23 protein-coding genes and 1 pseudogene are annotated in these 22019 nt (G+C 43.9%); 11 read left to right on the forward strand and 13 right to left on the reverse strand.

The genetic code is table 11. The features are described 5' to 3' along the window. A partial coding sequence (locus tag R7M72_RS16240) for a flagellin (protein WP_263856746.1) occupies positions 1-420 on the forward strand: 420 nt, incomplete at its 5' end. Between the two features lie 116 nt (positions 421-536). Then, the gene (locus tag R7M72_RS16245) at positions 537-1661 is read left to right on the forward strand and encodes a flagellin (RefSeq protein WP_318056256.1); all 1125 of its coding nucleotides are present in this window, start codon (positions 537-539) and stop codon (positions 1659-1661) included. 94 nt (positions 1662-1755) lie between these two features. Here the strand turns inward: R7M72_RS16245 and crr are convergent, their stop codons facing one another. The 5 genes from crr to cysZ all read right to left on the reverse strand — a co-directional run bounded on the left by crr (position 1756) and on the right by cysZ (position 6686). Beyond that, on the reverse strand, positions 1756-2265 hold the full coding sequence (gene crr, locus R7M72_RS16250) for a PTS glucose transporter subunit IIA (RefSeq protein ID WP_005382041.1): 510 nt from the start codon (positions 2263-2265) through the stop codon (positions 1756-1758). A 121-nt stretch (positions 2266-2386) separates the two neighbouring features. Then, positions 2387-4111 (reverse strand): phosphoenolpyruvate-protein phosphotransferase PtsI, encoded by a 1725-nt coding sequence (gene ptsI, locus R7M72_RS16255; protein WP_005389298.1) that lies wholly within the window; start codon positions 4109-4111, stop codon positions 2387-2389. Between the two features lie 140 nt (positions 4112-4251). Then, on the reverse strand, positions 4252-4509 hold the full coding sequence (locus R7M72_RS16260; protein WP_005382043.1) for an HPr family phosphocarrier protein: 258 nt from the start codon (positions 4507-4509) through the stop codon (positions 4252-4254). A 300-nt stretch (positions 4510-4809) separates the two neighbouring features. Then, positions 4810-5778, reverse strand: a complete 969-nt coding sequence (gene cysK, locus R7M72_RS16265) for a cysteine synthase A (RefSeq protein ID WP_005382045.1) — start codon at positions 5776-5778, stop codon at positions 4810-4812. A gap of 164 nt (positions 5779-5942) precedes the next feature. Further along, complete coding sequence (cysZ, locus tag R7M72_RS16270) at positions 5943-6686, reverse strand: sulfate transporter CysZ (RefSeq protein ID WP_025998633.1); 744 nt, start codon at positions 6684-6686, stop codon at positions 5943-5945. A gap of 251 nt (positions 6687-6937) precedes the next feature. On the opposite strand from cysZ, the gene zipA reads away from it, so the two are divergent. The 3 genes from zipA (at position 6938) to R7M72_RS16285 (ending at position 11917) form a co-directional block, all read left to right on the forward strand. Continuing rightward, on the forward strand, positions 6938-7894 hold the full coding sequence (zipA, locus tag R7M72_RS16275; RefSeq protein WP_064369048.1) for a cell division protein ZipA: 957 nt from the start codon (positions 6938-6940) through the stop codon (positions 7892-7894). A 90-nt stretch (positions 7895-7984) separates the two neighbouring features. Further along, positions 7985-9997 carry an NAD-dependent DNA ligase LigA gene (gene ligA / locus R7M72_RS16280; RefSeq protein ID WP_318056257.1) on the forward strand — a complete coding sequence of 671 codons (2013 nt, stop codon included), beginning with the start codon at positions 7985-7987 and terminating at the stop codon, positions 9995-9997. 510 nt (positions 9998-10507) lie between these two features. After that, the gene (locus R7M72_RS16285) at positions 10508-11917 is read left to right on the forward strand and encodes a hypothetical protein (protein WP_005382055.1); all 1410 of its coding nucleotides are present in this window, start codon (positions 10508-10510) and stop codon (positions 11915-11917) included. Positions 11918-11957: 40 nt separating this feature from the next. Here R7M72_RS16285 and R7M72_RS16290 read toward each other — a convergent pair whose 3' ends face one another. From R7M72_RS16290 to R7M72_RS16315, 6 genes and pseudogenes are all read right to left on the reverse strand, one after another. Further along, on the reverse strand, positions 11958-12140 hold the full coding sequence (locus tag R7M72_RS16290) for a hypothetical protein (protein ID WP_021707681.1): 183 nt from the start codon (positions 12138-12140) through the stop codon (positions 11958-11960). Between the two features lie 611 nt (positions 12141-12751). Further along, positions 12752-13213, reverse strand: coding sequence for an NfeD family protein (locus R7M72_RS16295; protein WP_005382058.1), 462 nt, complete (start codon positions 13211-13213; stop codon positions 12752-12754). Between the two features lie 3 nt (positions 13214-13216). Beyond that, a complete protein-coding gene (locus R7M72_RS16300) occupies positions 13217-14134 on the reverse strand; it encodes an SPFH domain-containing protein (protein WP_213896440.1) in 918 nt (305 codons plus the stop codon). A 159-nt stretch (positions 14135-14293) separates the two neighbouring features. Continuing rightward, positions 14294-15148 carry a co-chaperone YbbN gene (locus tag R7M72_RS16305; protein WP_054578026.1) on the reverse strand — a complete coding sequence of 285 codons (855 nt, stop codon included), beginning with the start codon at positions 15146-15148 and terminating at the stop codon, positions 14294-14296. A 472-nt stretch (positions 15149-15620) separates the two neighbouring features. Beyond that, a pseudogene (locus R7M72_RS16310) lies at positions 15621-16456 on the reverse strand (SDR family oxidoreductase). 44 nt (positions 16457-16500) lie between these two features. After that, positions 16501-17415 (reverse strand): TIGR01777 family oxidoreductase, encoded by a 915-nt coding sequence (locus R7M72_RS16315; RefSeq protein WP_169628603.1) that lies wholly within the window; start codon positions 17413-17415, stop codon positions 16501-16503. A 255-nt stretch (positions 17416-17670) separates the two neighbouring features. Here R7M72_RS16315 and R7M72_RS16320 point away from each other — a divergent pair, with 255 nt between their 5' ends. The 6 genes from R7M72_RS16320 (at position 17671) to yfcE (ending at position 20917) form a co-directional block, all read left to right on the forward strand. Continuing rightward, positions 17671-18405, forward strand: coding sequence for a DUF1538 domain-containing protein (locus R7M72_RS16320; RefSeq protein WP_047102893.1), 735 nt, complete (start codon positions 17671-17673; stop codon positions 18403-18405). After that, positions 18402-19193: a DUF1538 domain-containing protein gene (locus R7M72_RS16325; RefSeq protein WP_005382078.1), complete on the forward strand. Its 792-nt coding sequence runs from the start codon at positions 18402-18404 to the stop codon at positions 19191-19193. The genes R7M72_RS16320 and R7M72_RS16325 overlap by 4 nt, the downstream gene beginning before the upstream one ends. Next, on the forward strand, positions 19183-19533 hold the full coding sequence (locus R7M72_RS16330; RefSeq protein WP_005382084.1) for a P-II family nitrogen regulator: 351 nt from the start codon (positions 19183-19185) through the stop codon (positions 19531-19533). Before R7M72_RS16325 ends, R7M72_RS16330 begins: the two co-directional genes overlap by 11 nt. Continuing rightward, positions 19530-19937 (forward strand): CBS domain-containing protein, encoded by a 408-nt coding sequence (locus R7M72_RS16335; RefSeq protein WP_031781352.1) that lies wholly within the window; start codon positions 19530-19532, stop codon positions 19935-19937. Before R7M72_RS16330 ends, R7M72_RS16335 begins: the two co-directional genes overlap by 4 nt. A 149-nt stretch (positions 19938-20086) precedes the next feature. Continuing rightward, entirely contained in the window at positions 20087-20296 is a 210-nt protein-coding gene (locus tag R7M72_RS16340; protein WP_005382086.1) for a hypothetical protein, read from the forward strand. Between the two features lie 75 nt (positions 20297-20371). Beyond that, complete coding sequence (yfcE, locus tag R7M72_RS16345; RefSeq protein WP_005389637.1) at positions 20372-20917, forward strand: phosphodiesterase; 546 nt, start codon at positions 20372-20374, stop codon at positions 20915-20917. A 39-nt stretch (positions 20918-20956) separates the two neighbouring features. Here yfcE and R7M72_RS16350 read toward each other — a convergent pair whose 3' ends face one another. Together R7M72_RS16350 and R7M72_RS16355 are read right to left on the reverse strand one after the other, a co-directional pair. Then, complete coding sequence (locus R7M72_RS16350; protein WP_151514577.1) at positions 20957-21235, reverse strand: SelT/SelW/SelH family protein; 279 nt, start codon at positions 21233-21235, stop codon at positions 20957-20959. A 21-nt stretch (positions 21236-21256) separates the two neighbouring features. After that, entirely contained in the window at positions 21257-22012 is a 756-nt protein-coding gene (locus tag R7M72_RS16355) for a sulfite exporter TauE/SafE family protein (protein WP_315956901.1), read from the reverse strand. Positions 22013-22019: the final 7 nt, after the last annotated feature.

The following is a 22019-nucleotide window of genomic DNA, read 5'->3' on the forward strand; positions in this document are numbered from 1 at the left end:
CAAGACGGTAAACTGCAAATCTTTGCTGGCAACAACAAAGTCGAAGGCGAAGTCGAGTTTTCAGGCGGCCTATCTGGCGAACTAGGCTTGGGCGAAGGCAAAAAGGTGACGGTAGATACTATTGACGTAACCTCAGTTGGTGGCGCACAAGAATCTGTTGCCATCATCGATGCGGCACTGAAATATGTAGACAGCCACCGCGCAGAGCTAGGTGCTTTCCAGAACCGTTTCAACCACGCAATCAGCAACTTGGACAACATTAACGAGAACGTGAATGCGTCGAAGAGCCGTATCAAAGATACAGATTTCGCGAAAGAAACGACGGCAATGACCAAATCACAAATTCTATCGCAAGCGTCAAGCTCAATCCTTGCGCAAGCGAAACAAGCGCCTAACTCAGCGCTAAGTCTGCTAGGTTAATCAATTTAACAAAGCAAGAAACCATAGCCAGGCTCATCCCTGGCTTTTTGCTTATTGGCTATAACGATTCAGATGTGTCCTGACATTATGTTCGATAAGGCATTCATATCGATTAGATGATCTCTTTAAATTCCAATGTTTCTGCGATGGTGGCGCAGAGACACCTGAGTCAAGCAGCTGCGCAAAATGTTGAGTCACAACGCAACCTAACTTCGGGGGTTCGAATCAACTCGGCGAGCGATGATGCGGCAGGTTTACAGATATCGAATACTCTCCATGTACAAACGAGAGGGCTTGATGTCGCCTTAAGAAATGCACACGACGCTTTTTCTGTTGCTCAAACAGCGGAGGGAGCATTGCACGAAAGCAGTGACATATTGCAACGCTTACGCTCTCTGGGGCTTCAAGCAGCAAACGGCAGTTATGACTCAAGTGATCGGCAAAGTATTCAATATGAGGTCGTAGCGCTGCAAGATGAGCTTGATCGTGTCGCGATCACGACAACATTTGCGGATAAAAACCTGTTTGATGGATCTTACGGTTCACAAAGTTTCCATATTGGCGCGAACGCTAATTCAATCTCTTTGACGTTACGTAACATGCGTAGCCATATCCCAGAGATGGGAGGGCAGCATTATGTTGGTGATGCGGTCGATAAAGATTGGCGAGTCACTAAAGATAACCAAACTCTCAAAGTCGAATACCAAGACAGTAAAGGGCAAACCCAAACGGAATCCATTGGACTCAAATTGGGTGACCGTATAGAACAGGTCGCCACTTACATCAATACTCAACAATCGATAGTGAATGCTTCAGTAACGGAAAACAACGAACTGCAATTCTTCGCTTCTACGATGAAGGCGCCAGAGGGTGTGGTTCTCGAAGGGAGTTTAGCGGATGAGCTTGATGTGAGCGCTGGTCAATTAGTCACAATGGATGACATTGATATGTCGACGGCAGGTAAGGCTCAGCTTTCAGTTGGGGTGATTGATGCAGCAATTAAGTACGTTGATTCGCACCGAAGTGAAATTGGCAGCTTTCAGAACCGTGTAAACGGCTCGATGGATAACTTAAATACTGTGAATCGGAGTGTTACAGAGTCCAAGAGTCGAATAAGAGATACAGACTTCGCAAGAGAATCTACGGAAATGGTGCGTTCTCAAGTGCTCCAAGATGCGACAACTGCATTACTCGCTCAAGCGAAGCAAAGGCCGAGCTCAGCACTAGGCTTGCTCAGTTGAACGTGTTTCAGCGATGCACATCGCTCAGAAAAAAGTCAGATAATAAAAAACGCTGCCATTGGCAGCGTTTTTTTCGTGTTCGATTAAGTAAAAATTACTTAGTTACACGTAGAACTGGAGTTTCACCAACAGTTACAGAACCAGAAAGCTTGTTTAGCTCTTTGATTTCGTCCATGTTAGAGATAACAACTGGAGTTAGCGTTGACTTCGCTTTCTCTTCTAGAAGAGCTAGATCGAATTCAATTACAGTGTCGCCAGCTTTAACAGTTTGACCTTCTTCAGCGATACGCGTGAAGCCTTCGCCTTTTAGTTCAACTGTGTCGATACCGAAGTGAACGAAAAGCTCAACACCGTCGTCAGACTCGATAGAGAACGCATGGTTAGTTTCGAAGATCTTACCGATAGTACCGTTTACAGGAGCTACCATTTTGTTGCCTGCTGGCTTGATAGCAATACCGTCACCAACGATTTTCTCAGCGAAAACAACATCTGGCACGTCTTCGATGTTTACAATCTCACCAGAAAGTGGCGCGATGATTTCGATAGCACCAGCGTCAGCGCTGTCATCAGATACAAGCTTCTTAAGTTTGTCAAACAGACCCATTGTGTCATGCTCCTAAGGTTTGGTTTTATTCTGTCGAATTATAGTATACCAATATAGCTCATTAGACGACTTTTTTCGCCGTCTAATGGCCATTAAGTATTGAATTACTTGGTACTACCGATTACTGAGCTTTCTCAGCAATAAACTTTTCTACCACGGCTTCGATTTCTTCTGCTGTCGGTAGAGAAAGGGCTTCTTCAGCCATTGCTTTCACTTCTGCGAAGTTAGAGTTACGAACTACTTTCTTCACTTTAGGGATAGAGATACCGCTCATTGAGAACTCGTCCAGACCCATACCTAGAAGTAGAAGTGTTGCACGCTCGTCACCTGCAAGTTCACCACACATACCAGTCCATTTACCTTCTGCGTGAGAAGCGTCGATAACTTGCTTGATCACTGTAAGTACAGCTGGTGATAGTGGGTTGTATAGGTGAGAAATCATCTCGTTACCACGGTCAACCGCTAGTGTGTACTGAGTTAGGTCGTTTGTACCGATAGAGAAGAAAGACACTTCCTTCGCTAAGTGGTGTGCGATCGCAGCAGCAGCAGGAGTTTCAACCATAACACCGATTTCGATGTTTTCGTCGAACGCGTGGCCTTCAGCGCGTAGCTCTTCTTTGTACTCTTCGATCGCTTTCTTAAGCTCACGGATTTCTTCGACAGAGATGATCATTGGGAACATGATACGCAGTTTGCCGTGTGCAGAAGCACGTAGAATGCCACGTAGCTGATCACGAAGGATTTCACGACGATCCAGACTGATACGTACAGCGCGCCAGCCTAGGAATGGGTTCATCTCTTTTGGAAGATCCATGTATGGGAGATCTTTATCGCCGCCGATATCCATAGTACGGATGATCACAGCTTGACCGTTCATTGCTTCCGCAACTTCTTTGTACGCTTGGTACTGTTCTTCTTCAGTTGGTAGCGCAGTACGGTCCATAAATAGGAATTCAGTACGGTACAGACCAACACCTTCACCGCCGTTACGAAGGATACCGTCACAGTCTTTCACTGTACCGATGTTACCGCAAACTTCTACACGGTGACCGTCAGTCGTTTCTGCGTGTAGGTCTTTCAGTTTCGCTAGCTCTTCTTTTTCAGCTAGGAATGCTGCTTTAACCGCTTTCGCTTCTTCTAGCTCAGCTTCTGATGGGTTAACAACAATCTTGTTGTTCATTGCGTCAAGAATCAGCATGTCGCCATTCTTAACTTTCTTCGTGATGTCGTTAGTACCAACGATAGCTGGAAGCTCAAGTGAGCGAGCCATGATTGAAGTGTGAGATGTACGACCGCCGATATCACAAGCAAAACCAAGCACGTAGTCTAGGTTGATTTGTGCAGTTTCAGATGGCGTTAGGTCGTAAGCAACAAGAATTACTTCTTCGTTGATATCGCTAAGCGAAACAATGTTGATGCCTAGTGCGTTCTTAACAAAACGAGAACCGATATCGCGGATGTCAGTTGCACGCTCTTTTAAGTATTCGTCGTCTAGAGACTCAAGAGCACATGCTTGCTCTTCGATCACTGAGTGGATAGCGTGATCAGCAGTCATCTTGTCGTTTTTGATAAGTGCTAGGATTTCCTCTTCTAGCTCTTCGTCTTCAAGAAGCATGATGTGACCTTCAAAGATCGCTTCTTTTTCTTCGCCAAACGTTTCAAGCGCTTTTTGCTTGATAGTTTCTAGCTGAGCTGCAGATTTGTTACGAGCGTCAAAGAAACGCTGAACTTCAGCTTCTACTTGATCGTCAGAAATAGTGTTTGTGTTTAGGACAATTTCATCTTCTTGAAGTAGTAGTGCTTTACCGATTGCAATACCAGGAGATGCTAGGATGCCTGAAATCATAGCCTTACCTTAAGTTTGGTCAACTTTATAAAACGGGAGAATAATGGGTGCGCTAACGAATAGTTTTAGCTTAGTTTTGAGCCTATTTCCAACGAAGCCATTTTGCTTTCACAAAATGGCTTCTGGAGTAGGAGACCGGATTAGTGTAGTTGGTCCATTAGAGCAACTAGGTGGTCAACTGCTTGCTGAGCTTGTGGGCCTTCAGCAGAAATAGTAACTTGAGTACCTTTTACTAGGCCTAGTGTTTGTAGTTTGAACAGGCTCTTAGCGCTAGCGCTTTTACCGTTAGAAGTCACAGTGATGTCTGCGTCGAATGCTTTTGCTTCTTTAACAAACTGTGCAGCTGGACGAGTGTGAAGGCCGTTTTCTGCTGTGATTTCTACTTGCTTCTCGTACATGTGATATACCCCAATAAATGTATTTTTTTGTTAGTTTGTGACCAGATTTTAGCTTAACTGCTTTACATCTTGTGCGCTAGCACGGGAAGAGTTCAAAGCGCGTCAGTTCTGATACTAGTCAAAAGTTTGGTAACTACGCAACTGTTTGCGTGCGTAATCACTTTGAAACCTTTTTGTGTTCTGCTTCTTTATTTTGAAGCTAGAAATAAAACACCCTGATATTACCAAAGGTAGGGCAGGGATCAACAAAAAAGCCCCTAAACGGGGCTTTTTTAAACTAAAAATTGATTTGAACACATATTATTGTTGGTTCTCTTTTTCGGTAAAGATACCTGCAAAGAGTGCTGTACTTAGGTAACGCTCACCGGAACTTGGCAAGACAGTTACAATTGTTTTTCCTTCAAATTCAGGTAGTTCCGCAAGTCGGTTCGCTGCAACAACCGCTGCGCCAGATGAGATACCAGCTAGGATACCTTCCTCTTCCATTAGGCGACGAGCCATCTCAATCGCTTCTTCTGAGGTAACTTGCTCAACACGGTCAATAATGTCTAAATCGAGGTTACCAGGGATGAAACCAGCACCGATACCTTGAATTTTGTGTGGGGCAGGTTGGATTTCTTCGCCAGCAAGTGCTTGTGCAATAACCGGAGACTCTGCTGGCTCAACTGCAACAGAAGTGATGGCTTTGCCTTTTTCACCTTTGATGTAACGGCTTGTACCTGTGATAGTACCGCCCGTACCAACACCAGCAACGAATACGTCGATTTCACCGTCTGTCGCTTCCCAAATCTCAGGGCCCGTAGTCTTTTCGTGGATTTCTGGGTTCGCTGGGTTGTCAAATTGTTGAAGAAGTAGGTACTTCTCAGGGTTGCTTGCTACGATTTCTTCTGCTTTAGCAATCGCCCCTTTCATGCCTTTCGCCGCTTCAGTCAGCTCAAGGTTCGCGCCTAGTGCTTTTAGTAGCTTACGGCGTTCTAGGCTCATTGATTCAGGCATGGTCAATGTTAGCTTGTAACCGCGAGCAGCCGCTACGAATGCTAGAGCAACACCTGTGTTACCACTGGTAGGTTCTACAAGCTCTACACCTGGCTTAAGAAGGCCCGCTTTCTCTGCTTCCCAAATCATGTTTGCACCGATACGGCACTTAACACTGAAGCTAGGGTTACGCGCTTCAATTTTCGCGAGAACTTTGCCTTTACTTACTTTGTTTAGACGAACGAGAGGTGTATTACCAATAGTAAGAGAGTTATCTTCGTAGATTTTGCTCATAGTGATGTTCCTTCATTACACGTTGTGTGAATATGGATAGAAGAATATGCGGTATGAAAAAAAGGGAAAAGGATTAAAAAGTTATATCTTATTAGGTTGGCCCAGAACTTGATAAAAGAAAAGGGAAAAGCTGGCGCTGATCCCTTTCCTTAATCTCTAATCGACTATCGTTGGTGCTTAAACTCCGCGACCCACATAGCGGTTGCACCACATATTGCTACAGGCATGACAATGAGGTTCAAAATTGGGATCGTCGTAAATACAGACACCAATACCCCAAAGCCATAGGCCTTACCTTGCTTTTGTTTCAATTTGTAACGCATGTCGTTAAATGGGATTTTGTGGTTATCAAACGGGTAGTCACAATATTGAATCGCGAGCATCCAGGCGGTAAAGATAAACCATAAAAATGGGCCTACTGTTTGTCCAAGGGCAGGGATGAGCAATAACAGGAATAGGCCTATTGCTTTAGGTAAAATGTAAAGGAGCTTTCTCCACTCACGAGCTAAAACGCGAGGAACATCTTTCAGGACGGCAGTGAAACCATCATCATTTACTTTTTGTCCCGTTAAGTACTCTTCCACTTTTTCAGCCAAGAGGCCATTGAATGGCGCGGCGATAAAGTTCGCGAGCGTGCTGAAAAAATAGGAGAAGGTAGCGAGTATCGTCAGAGCGAGTAAAGGCCAAAGAATGTAAGTTAACCAGGATAAAAACTCAGGCAGCTGCCCAATCCAGCCTTCTATCCATATATTAAGGTTTGAAAATAGATAGAAGATGGCACCACCTACAAGCAAGATATTTGCAAGTAGAGGTAAGATGACAAAGCGCCTGATTTTAGGGGCAAGTGCCAATTGTATCCCGTATAGAAAATAACCGAACCCGGTTCTCTGCTGATTGTTTTGCTTCATGTCTATTTTGGCTTCGTGTAAATGAAAACTCATTGTACCTGTGAGGACTTTTCTTTCAATGCCCTGACAAATGACGTCTTGTTAAGTGGAATCGTGGCAAGAATCACAACAAAAAACGGAACTTCTTGCATTAAGTTGTTCTAAATCTACATATAGTTTTGGTAAAGTAAACGTATCATTCAGATTTATTGCACTTGGGTTGCTGCTCAAGGAACTGCGAGTAGTAAAAACAAGTATATTGAGAGTAAATAATGCAGGAATTGCGATTCGTACTCATTGTTGTTGGCGCATTAGCCATCGCGGCATTACTGTTTCATGGTTTATGGAGCAGTAAAAAAGAAGGCAAAGCAAAGTTTGGTAACAAGCCACTTGGTAAGCTGGATGTTAACCAAGAAGACAAAAATGATCTTGTTGAGAAAGAACGAGACTTCGCTCCCGCTCCTGAAGATGACTTTGAGATCATTCGCAAAGATCGCAAAGAACCAGATTTTGGGATGGCGAGCTCTTTCGACAACAAGTTTGAATCTGACCCGTTATTCGGTGGTCCATCTGAAGTCAAACAGACGCAGCAGGAGCCGGATGACATCCCTTCATTTGTTGCAGAAAAAGATAAAGAAGAGGACGTTGAGCCTGTTGTTCAAGCAACAGTAGCTGAAGAGCCATTCCAGCCCGCTGTGGAAGAAGACGCTATTCCCGCCGCGTTTGATATTACGGAGAAAGAACAGCAAGTCGAAACGGTTAGTGAGCCTGTCGTTGCAGAGCCTAAGGAAGAGCCAAAGCCAGAATCTGAAATGCAAGTGATTGTATTGAATGTGCACTGTGCGGGTGAAGAGCCATTTGTTGGTACTGCTTTATTTGAGAGTATGCAACAAAACGGCTTAATTTATGGCGAGATGGATATTTTCCACCGTCATGTCGACTTGTCCGGTAACGGCAAAGTGCTGTTTAGCGTCGCTAATATGATGCACCCTGGTACGTTTGAGCATGCTGATCCTGCTGAGTTTACAACGAAGGGTATTTCATTCTTCATGACATTGCCTTGTTATGGCGAGGCTGAACAGAACTTCAACTTAATGCTTCGAACTGCGCAGCAAATTGCTGATGACTTAGGTGGTAACGTACTTGATGACCAGCGCAACTTAATGACGCCAGATCGTTTAGCATCTTATCGACGTCAAATAGTTGAGTTTACTGCCGCTAACGCATAATCTTAACAGCAAATAATAATAGGGCTCCGGATGGAGCCCTTTTTCTTGGATTTCCCAACCTCACCGATTGAAAATACACGGGGCTTTACTATGTCTGAATCAGTACTTCAGCGACTAGAAGAACTAAAAGAGTCGTTGCATTACCACGCTGTGCGTTACTACGTGGAAGATAACCCAGAGATCCCTGATGCCGAGTACGACCGTTTAATGCGAGAGTTACTGGATATTGAAGCTGAGAACCCTGACTTAATAACCGTAGACTCGCCAAGCCAACGTGTCGGTGGACAACCTCTTTCTGCGTTTAGCCAAGTGACACATGAAGTACCGATGCTTTCGCTTGATAACGCGTTTGATGATAGTGAACTTGATAGTTTCCACAAGCGCGCACAAGAGCGCGTGGGCAGCCAGAGTGTGAAAGAATACTGTTGTGAGCCTAAATTGGATGGACTCGCCGTAAGTTTGTTATATGAGAATGGCGTGTTAGTTCAGGCGGCCACTCGAGGCGATGGTACTACGGGTGAAAACATCACAGAGAATGTGCGTACGATTAAAGCCATTCCTTTAAAACTCAGGGGTAATGACTGGCCAAATCGTCTTGAAGTTCGTGGTGAAGTCTTTATGCCGAAAGCTGGGTTTGAAAAGCTCAATGAATTAGCAAGGAAGAAAGGCGAGAAAATCTTTGTTAATCCACGTAACGCTGCGGCAGGTAGCTTACGACAATTGGATTCACGTATTACGGCTTCTCGTCCGCTTAGCTTCTATGCATACAGTGTAGGCGTGGTGCAAGGCGCAGAATTGGCAGCAAGTCATTACGAACGCTTTTTGCAAATCAAATCTTGGGGACTGCCAATGTGCCCGGAAACTAAGCGAGTTGAAAGCTTGGCGGATGTAAAAGCTTACTACCAAGATATATTGCAGCGTCGTGATGCCCTCCCTTATGAGATCGATGGTGTCGTTATTAAAATTGACGATATTGCCGTGCAAGAGCGTCTGGGGTTTGTTGCTCGCGCTCCACGTTGGGCGATTGCCTACAAATTCCCAGCACAGGAAGAAATGACGACACTGAATGAAGTGGAGTTCCAAGTCGGTCGCACTGGTGCGATTACACCTGTTGCTAAACTAGAGCCTGTATTTGTTGGCGGGGTAACGGTAAGTAATGCGACGCTTCATAACGCAGATGAGATAGAACGTCTGCAGGTCAAGATTGGTGATCACGTTGTGATCCGCCGTGCTGGCGATGTTATTCCGCAAGTCGTATCTGTCATCAAAGAGCGTCGACCAGAAACAGCTCGAGATATTGTTTTCCCAACTCAGTGTCCTGTTTGTGGTTCGCATGTTGAGCGGATCGAAGGAGAAGCGGTAACACGTTGTATGGGGGGCTTAGTTTGCCAAGCCCAACGCAAACAAGCGCTAAAACACTTTGTTTCTCGTAAAGCGTTAGACGTTGACGGTTTAGGCGATAAAGTGATCGAGCAGCTTGTTGATCGTGAGATGGTGAAAACTCCTGCTGACTTATTTAAGTTATCAGCGGGGATTTTAACCGTACTAGATCGCATGGGGTCAAAGTCTGCGCAGAATATTGTGAATGCGTTAGAAAAATCCAAAGAAACAACTTTACCTCGGTTTTTGTATTCACTGGGGATCCGTGAAGTTGGCGAGGCAACCGCAGCAAACTTAGCAATGCACTTTAAAACGTTGGGAGCGATCCAAAATGCTACCGAAGAGCAGTTGATTGAAGTGCAAGACATCGGTGCTGTGGTTGCTCAACATATTACGACTTTCTTTAGTGAAGAACAGAACCAAGCGGTGGTTAAAGATTTGCTTGAACAAGGAATTCATTGGCCAGAGATTAATACTACTGAGCAGGTGGGGGAATTACCATTAGAAGGTAAAACAGTAGTATTAACGGGAACACTTTCTCAACTGGGGCGTACAGAAGCCAAAGAAGCCCTCCAAGCACTGGGGGCTAAAGTGACGGGTAGTGTTTCTAAGAAAACCGATATTTTGTTTGCTGGTGAAAATGCAGGTTCGAAGCTCGCAAAGGCACAAGAACTGGGTATCGAAATTAAAACAGAACAAGACTTACTCGAACTAATGAATTAAGTCTTCTCAAAAAAGCTAAAAAATAACTAAAAGCCCCGTATGCTAAGCATGCGGGGCTTTTTCTTGTTCATAATTAAGTGTTTTTTTATTGAGTAATTGATGCCTTTGTTCTTTTCAGTGATCAAGATCGAACCTTGGGTTATTGGTTTTTTTGGCTTTTTTAGTCTGCGAGTGACTTCAAGTTGATACTTTTGAGTTCAATTTAAGTGTTTGATTTTAAATAATAATTTATTGTGTTGTGTTGATGTTGTTAAAAATAAGATCTGGATCAATAAGTTATATGGAACTTTGGAGTGGCTCATATTTTTTTAGAAAAAAAATAAGTTCCATTTGGATGTTTTTAGCTGCGAAGTTAGTCTTAATCACGTGGATACACGGTGTGTATGCAGGAACTAAAAAAAGCCAAATTAGAAATAATGAGGTTTGATCAGGAATTTACTTCTCTCCTTCGGCGGCCAACTAAAGGTGAGATAGAAAAATACAGCTATATCCATTTTTAGGAGTTTTTCCATGGACAAATTTTTTAAGGTTTCAGCGTTAACCGCAGCAATGTTTGGTGTTGTTGCTGTCGCTCCAGCTACAGCGTCTACTGAAAGTGCAGCAGGTGGCGAGTACGTAGAGAAAGTGAACGAATTTATGCAAGACTCAAGTCTGAATGCATTATTCATAGTTGATACTCGTTCACGAACTCGTACAACAGGTAAGCCCGGCGGTGAAAATGGTGACCGTTGGAGTCGTCTAAACTACTCTTCTTACAACGCAATTTTAGACTTCACTTCTGGCTACCACGATGGTTGGGTGGGCGCAGATGTTGCGGCTTACTACTCTGGCGATCTTTACAACGATAGTCTTTACAATTCAAACGAAGGCTACCTATGTAACGAAATCTCAACTTGTAACAACCTAGACTGGGGTGCAGGTGATGGTCAGCAGCTTAAAGTTTACAAAGCAGCGCTGAAATTCAAAGCAAACGAAAACTTTAATGCTCGTTTCGGTATGTTACAGGCTGGTGGTAACGGTACAATCGGTAACGTTTGGAGCTTTGTACCTGGTACTTACCGTGGTTTCGAACTAAACGCTAAACTTGGTGATTTCAACCTAAGCTACTTTGGCGCAGACCAATTTACAGCACCTTGGCTGCTTCACGAAGATGATTACGCACCAGCGCTTTGGTCTGACACTTCATGGAGCTACCTACACTCTCTAGGCCTAAACGGTAACCTAACTGACAGCTTGTTTATGCAACTTGGTTTGGGTCAAGCTACTGGCGTTCAATATGCAAATGGTGTTGACTGGGGTGCAGGTCAAGTAACTAGCTACCACAACGAAACTGACAACACTTCTTACAAGGCTTACTTGAAGTACACTGTTAGTGACCGTACAACTCTAGCATTTGATTTCTACGGTGTTGACGATGATGTGAAATACGATGGTCTAGGTTTCCACACTGGTCTATCTTTGAATCAATCTTTCGGCAAGCTAGCTTGGATGTCTGAGTTGCGCTACACAGACACAGATAACCGTGCGGACTTCGTTCCTCGTACTATTCATACATATGGTATGAACAATGGTACTTGGTCTCAGTGGTGGGACGCGCTGTCTGACTGGAACAAAGCGGGTGAGCTAGCATGGTACAACCGTCTATCTTACAACCAAGGTAACGGCTGGAACTACTACCTAGGCTTTGGTTACGGTACTGGCGCTGACTCTGCAGCAAGCGGAGCATCAGGTGACTGGGATTACGAAAGCGAATACGCAGTTAACGCAACAGTATCTTACTCACTACAAAGTGGCGCGCTTAAAGGTTCTACCATTCGTTTACACGGTACAATCCTAGAACGTGATGAGTACGCAGGTGCTGGCGATGCGGATGAAACAGACTTACGTCTACAAGTTCTTATCCCTTACAGCTTCCACTAATACTTAATTAGATAATAAAAGGAGCCGCTAGGCTCCTTTTCTATTTCACTTCTCGGCCGTCGTATATTTTGCAATATAACGGTGGCAACATATGTACATTACCGTTTGGCAACTCACACTTTATCTCTGGGCCTAACGTACGACCACCGGATGCACCATTAGCATGAGTGGTTAACGGAATTATGGCAAAAGATATTACTAATAGACCAGATAAAAATCTCATAATAATCACCTTAATATAAACTTTAAATATCTACGTGCTTGTATAAACCGTGACTACGCAGAAAGGCAAGGTTGAATAGGGCTCTTATATCAAACTAAGCTCTTACTTCTTTACTATTCCCATTCCCCACCTCTAAATCGACACATTTCACTTGGAATATTCGTAACGTCGCCACTTGGCATCTTACATTCGACTATAGGTCCCAAATTAGTTGTACCGCCGTTTCCGTTGTTGTAGGCAAAGGAAGAAAAAATACCGCACAACATTAAAAAGAGAAGCTTATTCATAGTACATCCTCTTACTTACCAAATAAAAAGCACTCAACTTAAATGCTTATGCGTTAAGTATGTATCCGAGGATAAAAAGATCAAAAAATAATTCAATAAAGTTTTATTTTTTAAAATAAATTTAGATCGATAATTTACCTAGATATATTTCTATCTTATTGATTGTCGTGTGTTGAATAATTAAATAATAGGAAATGGTAGGTAGGGTATTAATAATATTACTAATACTTATTTTTTTCTCGATTTTAATTAAGGTAATGAAATGAAAGCAGTTGTTTAGATTAAAGTAATGGAGCATGATTTGCCCCATTACTTTGGCATAAATTAATTAGAATCAGGCTCAATGATTAAAATAATACCTTCAACATCGGTGATTCTTACGCGGGTACCGGCTGGAAGTGCTTGATCCGATTGTGCGGACCATGTGGTATCGGCTACCTTGATGCGATTGAGCCCGACGGAAAAGTCTTCTTCAAGGATAAGAGTACGCCCAATTAACTGCTTGTACTTTTGGTTCAGATCTCTTTCTTGGTCTTCTTGCTTGTCTTTAGACCATTGTCGTCGCCACCAAAGCCAGGTGGTGATTAAGCTGAAGCTTGCAAAGCAAAGCCATTGCAATTGCCAGCTCATTGGCAAAACGGTCATGATGGCTCCAACGATAAGTGCAGACATCCCGAGCCAGAGAAAATACCCTGCGGTACCAAGTAGCTCAACTGCTAAAAGAGCAAAGCCAAACGCTAGCCAATGCCAGAAAGAGATACCTTCCAACAAACTAAAAAAGTCCATAAATTATTCTTTATCTTGCTGTTTAAACATTTCTGCTATCCCTGCAACCGAGCCCATTAGTCCGGTTGCTTCTAATGGAAGCATAATGATTTTACCATTTTCGGCTTGACCAATGCTCTTGATCGCTTCGGTATAACCCTGTGCAATGAAGTAATTGACGGCTTGCATGTCACCTTTTGCAATGGCTTCGGAAACCATGTAAGTCGCTTTTGCTTCTGCTTGCGCGGCACGCTCACGTGCTTCTGCATGGAGAATAGCAGACTGCTTTTCGCCTTCAGCTTTTAATATCTCTGATTGTTTATGACCTTCGGCCTTTAATATCTCAGCTTGGCGAACCCCTTCTGCTTCAAGAATTTCCGCACGCTTATTACGCTCGGCTTTCATTTGCGCATTCATTGCAGCGGTCAGATCGGCTGGTGGCTGGACATCTTTAATCTCAATTCGTGTGACTTTTACGCCCCAAGGGTTTGTTGCTTGGTCAACAATCGCCAACAGCTTAGAGTTGATCATGTCGCGTTGGCTCAGCATTTCGTCCAGTTCCATTGAACCTAAAACGGTACGAATGTTCGTAAGGGTCAAGTTTCTAATAGCGTGTTCTAAGTCGTTGACTTCATAAGCCGCTTTTGCAGCATCGATCACTTGAACAAATCCGACAGCGTCAATAACCACGTTAGCGTTATCTTTTGAAATGACCTCTTGCGCAGGAATATCGAGAACGCGCTCCATCATGTTTACTTTTTGACCAACTTTATCAATGAATGGAATGATCAAGTTTAAACCCGGCTTTAATGTGTGGGTGTAGCGTCCGAAGCGTTCAACTGTCCAGTTGTTTCCTTGCGGAACCGTTTTAATGGCTGAAGATAAGATAACGACAGCAAGAACGACGAAAATACCGATGGTGATCAGTGAATCAATTGGCATGAGTTATTCCCTTAAGTGCATAATATTCGATCCATTTTTACCTATTTATAGACAATAGACAATTGAAGTTCTGAGACCTTTGAGAGGTTATTGGTTTTTTATATGACAAAGGCCGGAAATCCCGGCCTTTGTTGTCTTCTTCCTAGAAGAATGCGACGCTTAGTACAAAATTGAGTAAAGCTGGCGACGATATTTGCTTGCTAATGCGTTACCTTGACCTAGCGCACTGAGAATATCCATAAAAGTCTTCTTCACTTCACCGTCTTGGGCGCCCAAGTCTTTTTTAAGAATATTCCACAGCAGTTCCAACGCTTCTTCATCCCGACCAACTTGGTTGTATTGTACCGCCAATTCACAAGCGAGTTCGAAGTTTGCCATGTCTGCTGCGTATGCTTGTTCTAGTCGCTGTAACTCAGGGCTATCTGCAGCCTGCAAATGCAGCTCGAGCTTGGCTATTAGGCTCTTGTAGTAGTTATCTTGATACTCGAGAGGGATAGCGTTCAGTAGTTCTTGGGCAATATCAAATTGTTTGGTTTCTAGCAAACAATCAGCCATCGCGAGTTTCACATCACCACGCTCTTGCAGCTCTGGCGGCAAAGTGTGGATTATACTCAAAGCCTGAGCATGCTCACCTTGCTGAAGAAGTTCACTGACTTGTTTTAATAGTTGTTCATCTGGGCTTGGCAAATGCTTTTGTAGCATGGTAGCAATGGCATCAATTGGCTGGGGGCCTCCCAGACCATCGACGGCTTGACCATTTATAAACAGCGCGATAGTTGGCAATACTTGCACGCCAAATTGAGACGCTAAAGCTGGCTGATCTTCACAATTTAGTAGAGCAAGCGTAAATGCACCGTTGTACTGTTGAGCAAGAGATTGCAACTCAGGGAGTATCTGTGCGCTTTCTGGCTGAGCGTTGGCCCAAAAGTGGATCAAAACGGGCGTGTTCATTGATCCTTCAAGCGTTTCGCGAAAGTTCTGTTCTGTTATCTCAACGATAAATGGGGATTGCATCAGAGTATCCTTGCCTTGTGTCTTGTCGTTGATATTAGATATGGAGTTGATTTAGGTGAAATTCAAGCGACATTCACCATCAATAATGAATCATTCTATTTTGAGAAAACGTGAGGTAATAGAGTGAGGTTATTGCTGCTCAGGTGTTAGATAAAAAGAAAACGCTGCCGAAGCAGCGCAATTCTAATGCTATTTGTTAGTGCGGTATCAAAATAGGATGAACATGGTCAACACTACACCCACACTAAGCCAGTTAAGCTGATTTAATGTCATTGTTGCCTCGCAGTAGTATAAACATTGCTACAAAACGTAATGGGTGGCGATACCAAATCTAAGCAACTCAATCACTTTGGGCGAAAGAATCCCCGCTGAATTGCGTAGAAATTGATTCGTTTAGTTGAGGTTTTTTTTACCTACATGTTCATAATGACATCACATTGTTACGGTGAAATTACATTTCGACAAAACTTTTTTATGCAGCCTGTCGCAAAATTTTATCAAGTACACGGGTTGGTAATAGTCTTTTCAAGACTGCGAATAATTTAGTCGGTGTAGTAATTCGATAACGAATTTTCGGTGAAACGCTAGTTAATGCATGAAGACATGAAGAACTGGTGCGATGCAAGACTCTGCAGGCAAAACAAATCGATTATTAGACTTGTTGTTGTTGAGTCGCTCTCTTTGTCCTTCATAAGCATGACGATGGGGGCTAGATTCAATATCAACCCACTTCTCAAAGGCTCGTAATGCATTGTTTCTAAATTGAGTTTCGATCGGTCCTGGTTCTATCAATGCCACTTTGATATTCGTATCCGCAAGCTCTAGCCTGAGCGTATCTGTCCAGCCTTCTAAGGCAAATTTTGATGCATTATAGGCACCACGGTATTTCATTGCGGCAAAACCAAGAACAGAGCTGTTTTGTATGATGCGTCCTTCGCCTTGCTGGCGCATATGAGGAAGCACCTCTCTGACCAACTGGTGCCAACCAAAAAAGTTGGTCTGAAATTGATCTTGAAGAGCCTCGGTGGGTAAGTCTTCCAGTGCTCCGGGCTGACCATAGGCACCATTATTGAACACTGCGTAAAGCTTACCTTCTGCTAACTCTAGCGCTTGCTTCACGCCCGAAGAAATGCTTTCTGGGCTATTTAGGTCTAGATTGATGCAGGTTAGCCCTTCATTAATTAGGCGCTGGACATCTTGTTCTTTCCTACAAGATGCAATGACATTAAATCCCTTGTTTTGTAGGGCGTGAGCGCACACGTAACCGATGCCGGTTGAACAACCCGTAATAAGAATCGACTTTTTCATAATTTAATTTAAGACTCAGAAACATTGATTGGAGCCATCATTCATCAGCTCCGGTCATGAAGCAAGTGCTTGAGTGCTGGCTCTATTCTGGAGTAGCTAAATTTAAAGCCCAGTTCGGTGAGTTTTTTGGGTTTGGCTCTCATGCTATCAAACAACAAGCAGGAAGATTCTCCCATTAGGAGTTCCATCGCCCATTTAGGCGTGAACAAGATATGCGGACGTTTTAGCGTTTTAGCTAGTGTGCCGCTGAATATACGATTAGTCACAGGATGGGGGGCGCACATATTGAATGCACCGTGGGCATGTGGTGTTTCAAGCAAGTACATGATAGCGCGGATCATATCTAGGATGTGAATCCAAGGCATGTACTGATTACCGTTCCCAAGTGGGCCGCCTACGCCAAGCTTGTAAGGTAATAGCATCTTTGCCAACGCACCACCATTAAGGCCGAGTACCACGCCAGTTCTCAGTAGACAAACCCGTGTTTGTTCCGACTCTGCGCGCTTAGCTATTTGCTCCCACTTTGCACAAACCTCGTGAGGAAAGCCGTCGCTATTAACATGTAAGCACTCATCAAACGGATGATCTTGTTGGTCACCATAGTAGCCAACTGCCGAGCCACTAATAAAAACAGAGGGAGGTTCGGTACTTGCGTGGATCAGCTCAACAATTTGTTCGGTAATTTTCCAACGACTTTTGCAGACTTTTTCTTTTTGCTCGCTGGTCCACCTTTTATCCGCAATAGGCTCACCTGCAAGATTAATGACGGCATCAACGTGATTGAGATCGGCGAACGACTCGAGCGAGTCAAGGTATTCGATATTACCCAGATCAGCATGCTGTAGGCGTTGTTTTGCTCGCTCTGGAGAGCGTGTAAGTAGCATAACCTGGTGAGTTGATAGCAGCTTGAGCAACTCCGAGCCAATAAACCCAGTGCCACCTGTGAGTAATATCTTCATGTTATCTCTTTGAATGTACACGTATTAGAACATTATAGTCGTTTTGTTCTTAGCTTGATCATCTCAACACCATTATTTCTGGGATAGTGACAAGCTGGCAGAGATACTATTAACTTCACATATTAGAAAATATGTAACTAAATGTTATAGATGGCGCTAGTGCATTCACGGTAGAAGAGTGAAATCTATGCCAGACTAGAAGTTATCGCTCATTGGAACGAGCGTAATCAGTTTGCACAATCAAGGAGGATAGGCATGGAAGCATTTGTTGCGCTTTTTCGAGCGCTCCTCAATAGTGCTCGTGACTTATTACCCATCATCATTGTTATCACTTTTTTCCAATTAGTCGTTTTGCAAGAGCCGCTGCCCAACCTGGTCTCCATTCTTTTTGGCTTGTTGCTTGTCGTTTTAGGATTAACCTTTTTTATCTTTGGCCTAGAACTTGGTCTTTTTCCTATCGGAGAGAGTATGGCTCAAGCCTTTGCAAAAAAAGGCAGCGTGTTTTGGTTATTAGTCTTTGCGTTTTGTTTGGGGTTTGGCACCACGATAGCTGAACCTGCATTAACCGCGGTAGCGGAAGAAGCCTCAAAAGTTGCAGCAGAGGGCGGAATGATCGCTAACTCAGAGCAGTCCATGCAGGATTACGGAGAAGGACTTCGAGTAACAGTAGCTCTCTCAGTGGGGATAGCCATCGTTATCGGTGTTTTGCGTATCTTAAAAGGGTGGCCGATTCATTACATGATCATTGGTGGCTACGTCGGCGTTGTAATACTGACGTGGTTTGCACCTGAAGCCATTATTGGTGTCGCTTACGATTCCGGAGGTGTAACCACGTCCACCATAACAGTACCTCTGGTCACTGCACTGGGCGTCGGTTTAGCGTCTTCTATTAAAGGGCGTAACCCTATGGTGGATGGCTTTGGTTTAATCGCTTTTGCCTCGCTGTTACCGATGATGTTTGTGATGGTTTACGGAATGGTCGTAACATGATTTCAATTGATCATTTCCTAGACACTTTGTTATCGACCGTTCGAGACGTCGTTCCCATCGCCAGCATTATTTTTGGTTTTCAGTTAGCGGTGTTAAGGCGTCCTGTTAGCAACCTTAAGAAAGTTTTGCTTGGGTTCGTTTATGTGATTTTCGGGTTAGCTCTTTTTTTACTTGGATTAGAAATGGCGTTGTTTCCACTTGGGGAGACGATGGCTGTGCAATTAACGGCGCCGGAGTTTTTACAAGAGTTCAAAGTATCGGTAGGGAAAGCCTTAATGTGGGTCGACTATTATTGGGTTTACACCTTCGCCTTTTTTATAGGCTTTAGTACCACGATTGCAGAGCCTTCTTTAATCGCTGTAGCGATAAAAGCAAACCAAGTCTCTGGAGGCAGTATCAGTATTAACGGCTTGCGCGTAGCCGTTGCGTTTGGGGTGGCAATTGGTATTGCATTAGGGAGTTACCGGATTGTCGTGGGCGATCCCATTCATTATTACATCATCGCGGGTTACATCGTCGTTGTGATTCAAACGTTTTACGCTCCTAAGCTTATTGTTCCACTCGCCTACGATTCTGGAGGCGTAACAACTTCTACCGTCACTGTCCCACTTGTAACTGCATTAGGGTTAGGGCTTGCTTCGACCGTCCCTGGAAGAAACCCAATGATTGATGGCTTTGGCTTGATCGCGTTTGCCAGTCTATTTCCTATGATCTCTGTGATGGGCTATGCGCAAATAACCCAGTGGCTGAATAAAAACGTCTCGGAGGAAGAAGAAAATGCGCTTTAAATTGATACTTGCGTTTGTTGAAGACAGCAAAACAGACAAGGTGTTGGACGCTGCACGCGATGCTGGTGCGACCGGTGCAACAGTGATTAACAATGCTCGCGGGCAAGGTTTAAATCAAAAGCGAACGTTTTTTGGTTTAACGCTAGAAGTGCAAAAAGATGTGCTGCTGTTTGTGGTCGAGGAACATCTATCTCGACACATATTAGAGACCATTAATGAGGTTGGTGAATTTGACAGAGAGTCGGGACAGGGGATTGCTATTCAGATCGATATTGAAGATGCAGTCGGTGTCGCGCATCAAGTCGAGACATTGACCAAAGTAGTCGAGGATGAATTATGAGCAGTCAAACGATAATTAGAGTTCGAGATGTTATGGCGGCAACGTATGTAATGGTTGATGGACTGATGACCGTATACGAAGGCATAACGCTAGCGAAAAAATACCAAGTCAAAGCACTGGTGGTGAAAAAGCGAGATGATAATGATGAATATGGCATCGTGTTGATGAATGATATCGCCAAAAAGGTGCTGGCGAATAATCGTTCTCCTCAGCGCACAAATATTTATGAAATCATGACCAAGCCCGCTTTGTGTGTCGAACCAGATATGAACGTAAAATATTGTGCACGTTTGTTTGAGCGATTTGGCATAAGCAGAGCGCCGGTCATTGAAAGTGGCGAGGTCATTGGGATGGTGAGTTATAACAATATTGTCATCAATGGTATGGTGCGAGAAGAAGTGTAATAGGTTGATATAAATGAAAAATCAACGAATTTTTTCTCAAGTCAGCGACTGTTACAAAGAACTAAAATATTTAATATATGTTAGGTTGCATATGTGTTAATTCACCATTATTCTTTGCGCCCTAAGCCTAATGTCGAGGAATCTGTATCATGCCTTTAGTCTCTTGCCCCGTGTGTGAGAAACAAATCTCAAAACGCGCTCATGCATGTCCAGGATGCGGAGAGCCCGATCCGCTGCACCATCTAGCCAAATCAAAATTTATGTCGATGGTGTTTTGGATACTGGTGTTGGTTGGAACAGCGTATGCAGCATGGTTCTATGTTTTGCCTATGGTCATTGAATCATTGCGCTATCAGTAGTATTCAAACCGTCGTAGGTTGAGCTGCTAAAAAAATGCCGTAGAATGACCTCATACTTTTTGAGGAGACGATGTCGTGAAACTATTTTTTGCCTCAGACCTGCATGGCTCTTTGCCAGCAACTAAAGAAACCATTGATCTATTTTTGGCCTCTGGTGCGCACCACCTGATTTTGCTAGGAGATACGCTAAACCATGGGCCGCGAAACCCTATTCCAGAAGGCTACAACCCTCCACAGGTAGCAGACTTATTGAACCAATACAGTGATCAAATTATTTCTGTACGTGGCAACTGTGATAGTGAAGTGGACCAAATGCTATTGAAGTTTCCAATGATGATGGATTACTCATGGGTGCTACTTGAATCTGGCAAGAGAATCTTTTTGACTCATGGTCACTTGTACAACTCTGAAAAACGGCCGCCACTGCGTGAAGGTGATATCATCGCCCACGGTCATACACATGTTCCCGTCGCAGAGATGCAAGACGGAGCCATTATATTCAACCCAGGCTCGATGACATTCCCACGTAATGGCTTACCGAGAAGCTTTGGTACTCTAGAAGACAATAAGCTAACGGTAAAAACGCCAGAAGGCGAAGTATTAGCACAAACCATGATTTAACGGTTTTACTAAGTAAAAAAATAGGGAGCGAATTGCTCCCTATTTTGTGTCTGAATGTCCTAAATCGCGTTCTGGGTCGATAATGTCTCTAACGCGCTGTTTTAGCACCTTGGCTTCAGGAAAGCCGCTGTCTTTTTTCCGTTCCCAAATTTGTTGGCCATTACAGAAAATTTCGAAGCGACCACCTGTGTCTGGGTGTAACCTGATTGTTTCTATTTCTTCGCTAAAAGTATGCAGTAATTCTTGCGATAGCCAAGTTGAACGCAACATCCAGTTGCACTGGCGGCAGTAATAAATATCAATGATTGCTTTATCCATGAAACTTTCCTTTTAATCTTTTTAAACCAGCAACTTGATGCCCACGGCAAACGTGAGAATTTCGAATGCAACTTTAATCACTCTGTTACTGTATCGAGTCGCGGCCCATGCGCCTAAACTGCCGCCTAGAAATGAGCTTAACAATAAAACAGGCAGCCAAGCCCAGTGAATAGGGGCCCCTGCCTGTACGACGGCAATGCCTCCAATGCCATTCCAAAACAGGCCGACACAAATCATGGTGTAAGCAACGGCTTGTTTGTAGTTGTAACCAAACCAGCGCACTAAAAATAGTGTCACGAGCAAACCAGAACCTGCGGTAAGAGATCCGTTGATGATGCCGATAAACAGTAAGCCAATTCCACCAATAACCCAACCAATAGGATGACGGTTGCGTATTACTTCAGCTTGGCCTAGCGATGTCTTAAATCGCGAGTAGATACCTAGCGCTAGGATCATCGTACCGAGCATCTTTTCCGCGATACCATCAGGGATCTGTACAATTAAGTTAGCCCCTAAAATCACGCCAATACTACCGGACAAGATAAGGTAGAGCGCGATTTTCCATTTAATAGTGCCTGATCTTAAATGCGTGCTTGCTGCGCCTAAGCCTAAAGCGACCGAAGCCACTTTATGTGTGCCTAGCGCAACGGAGAACGGTAAGCCGAGAAAGATGAGTAAAGGGAATTGAAGCAAGCCTGCTCCGCCACCGGAAAGTGAAGCCAGCGTGTTGGCGATTAGTGAACCGAAAAAAAGGGTAAGGGTATCTAGCCAATCCATAAGCAAA

Origin of the sequence: Vibrio sp. YT-18 (assembly GCF_033337345.1) — a bacterium.
GTDB classification, from domain to species: domain Bacteria; phylum Pseudomonadota; class Gammaproteobacteria; order Enterobacterales; family Vibrionaceae; genus Vibrio; species Vibrio alginolyticus.

Coding starts and splice junctions, on each gene's coding strand:
- R7M72_RS16245 (WP_318056256.1), top strand. CDS start 537: ATGATCTCTTTAAATTCCAATGTTTCTGCGATGGTGGCGCAGAGACAC.
- crr (WP_005382041.1), bottom strand. CDS start 2,265: ATGGGTCTGTTTGACAAACTTAAGAAGCTTGTATCTGATGACAGCGCT.
- ptsI (WP_005389298.1), bottom strand. CDS start 4,111: ATGATTTCAGGCATCCTAGCATCTCCTGGTATTGCAATCGGTAAAGCA.
- R7M72_RS16260 (WP_005382043.1), bottom strand. CDS start 4,509: ATGTACGAGAAGCAAGTAGAAATCACAGCAGAAAACGGCCTTCACACT.
- cysK (WP_005382045.1), bottom strand. CDS start 5,778: ATGAGCAAAATCTACGAAGATAACTCTCTTACTATTGGTAATACACCT.
- cysZ (WP_025998633.1), bottom strand. CDS start 6,686: ATGAAGCAAAACAATCAGCAGAGAACCGGGTTCGGTTATTTTCTATAC.
- zipA (WP_064369048.1), top strand. CDS start 6,938: ATGCAGGAATTGCGATTCGTACTCATTGTTGTTGGCGCATTAGCCATC.
- ligA (WP_318056257.1), top strand. CDS start 7,985: ATGTCTGAATCAGTACTTCAGCGACTAGAAGAACTAAAAGAGTCGTTG.
- R7M72_RS16285 (WP_005382055.1), top strand. CDS start 10,508: ATGGACAAATTTTTTAAGGTTTCAGCGTTAACCGCAGCAATGTTTGGT.
- R7M72_RS16290 (WP_021707681.1), bottom strand. CDS start 12,140: ATGAGATTTTTATCTGGTCTATTAGTAATATCTTTTGCCATAATTCCG.
- R7M72_RS16295 (WP_005382058.1), bottom strand. CDS start 13,213: ATGGACTTTTTTAGTTTGTTGGAAGGTATCTCTTTCTGGCATTGGCTA.
- R7M72_RS16300 (WP_213896440.1), bottom strand. CDS start 14,134: ATGCCAATTGATTCACTGATCACCATCGGTATTTTCGTCGTTCTTGCT.
- R7M72_RS16305 (WP_054578026.1), bottom strand. CDS start 15,148: ATGCAATCCCCATTTATCGTTGAGATAACAGAACAGAACTTTCGCGAA.
- R7M72_RS16315 (WP_169628603.1), bottom strand. CDS start 17,415: ATGAAGATATTACTCACAGGTGGCACTGGGTTTATTGGCTCGGAGTTG.
- R7M72_RS16320 (WP_047102893.1), top strand. CDS start 17,671: ATGGAAGCATTTGTTGCGCTTTTTCGAGCGCTCCTCAATAGTGCTCGT.
- R7M72_RS16325 (WP_005382078.1), top strand. CDS start 18,402: ATGATTTCAATTGATCATTTCCTAGACACTTTGTTATCGACCGTTCGA.
- R7M72_RS16330 (WP_005382084.1), top strand. CDS start 19,183: ATGCGCTTTAAATTGATACTTGCGTTTGTTGAAGACAGCAAAACAGAC.
- R7M72_RS16335 (WP_031781352.1), top strand. CDS start 19,530: ATGAGCAGTCAAACGATAATTAGAGTTCGAGATGTTATGGCGGCAACG.
- R7M72_RS16340 (WP_005382086.1), top strand. CDS start 20,087: ATGCCTTTAGTCTCTTGCCCCGTGTGTGAGAAACAAATCTCAAAACGC.
- R7M72_RS16350 (WP_151514577.1), bottom strand. CDS start 21,235: ATGGATAAAGCAATCATTGATATTTATTACTGCCGCCAGTGCAACTGG.
- R7M72_RS16355 (WP_315956901.1), bottom strand. CDS start 22,012: ATGGATTGGCTAGATACCCTTACCCTTTTTTTCGGTTCACTAATCGCC.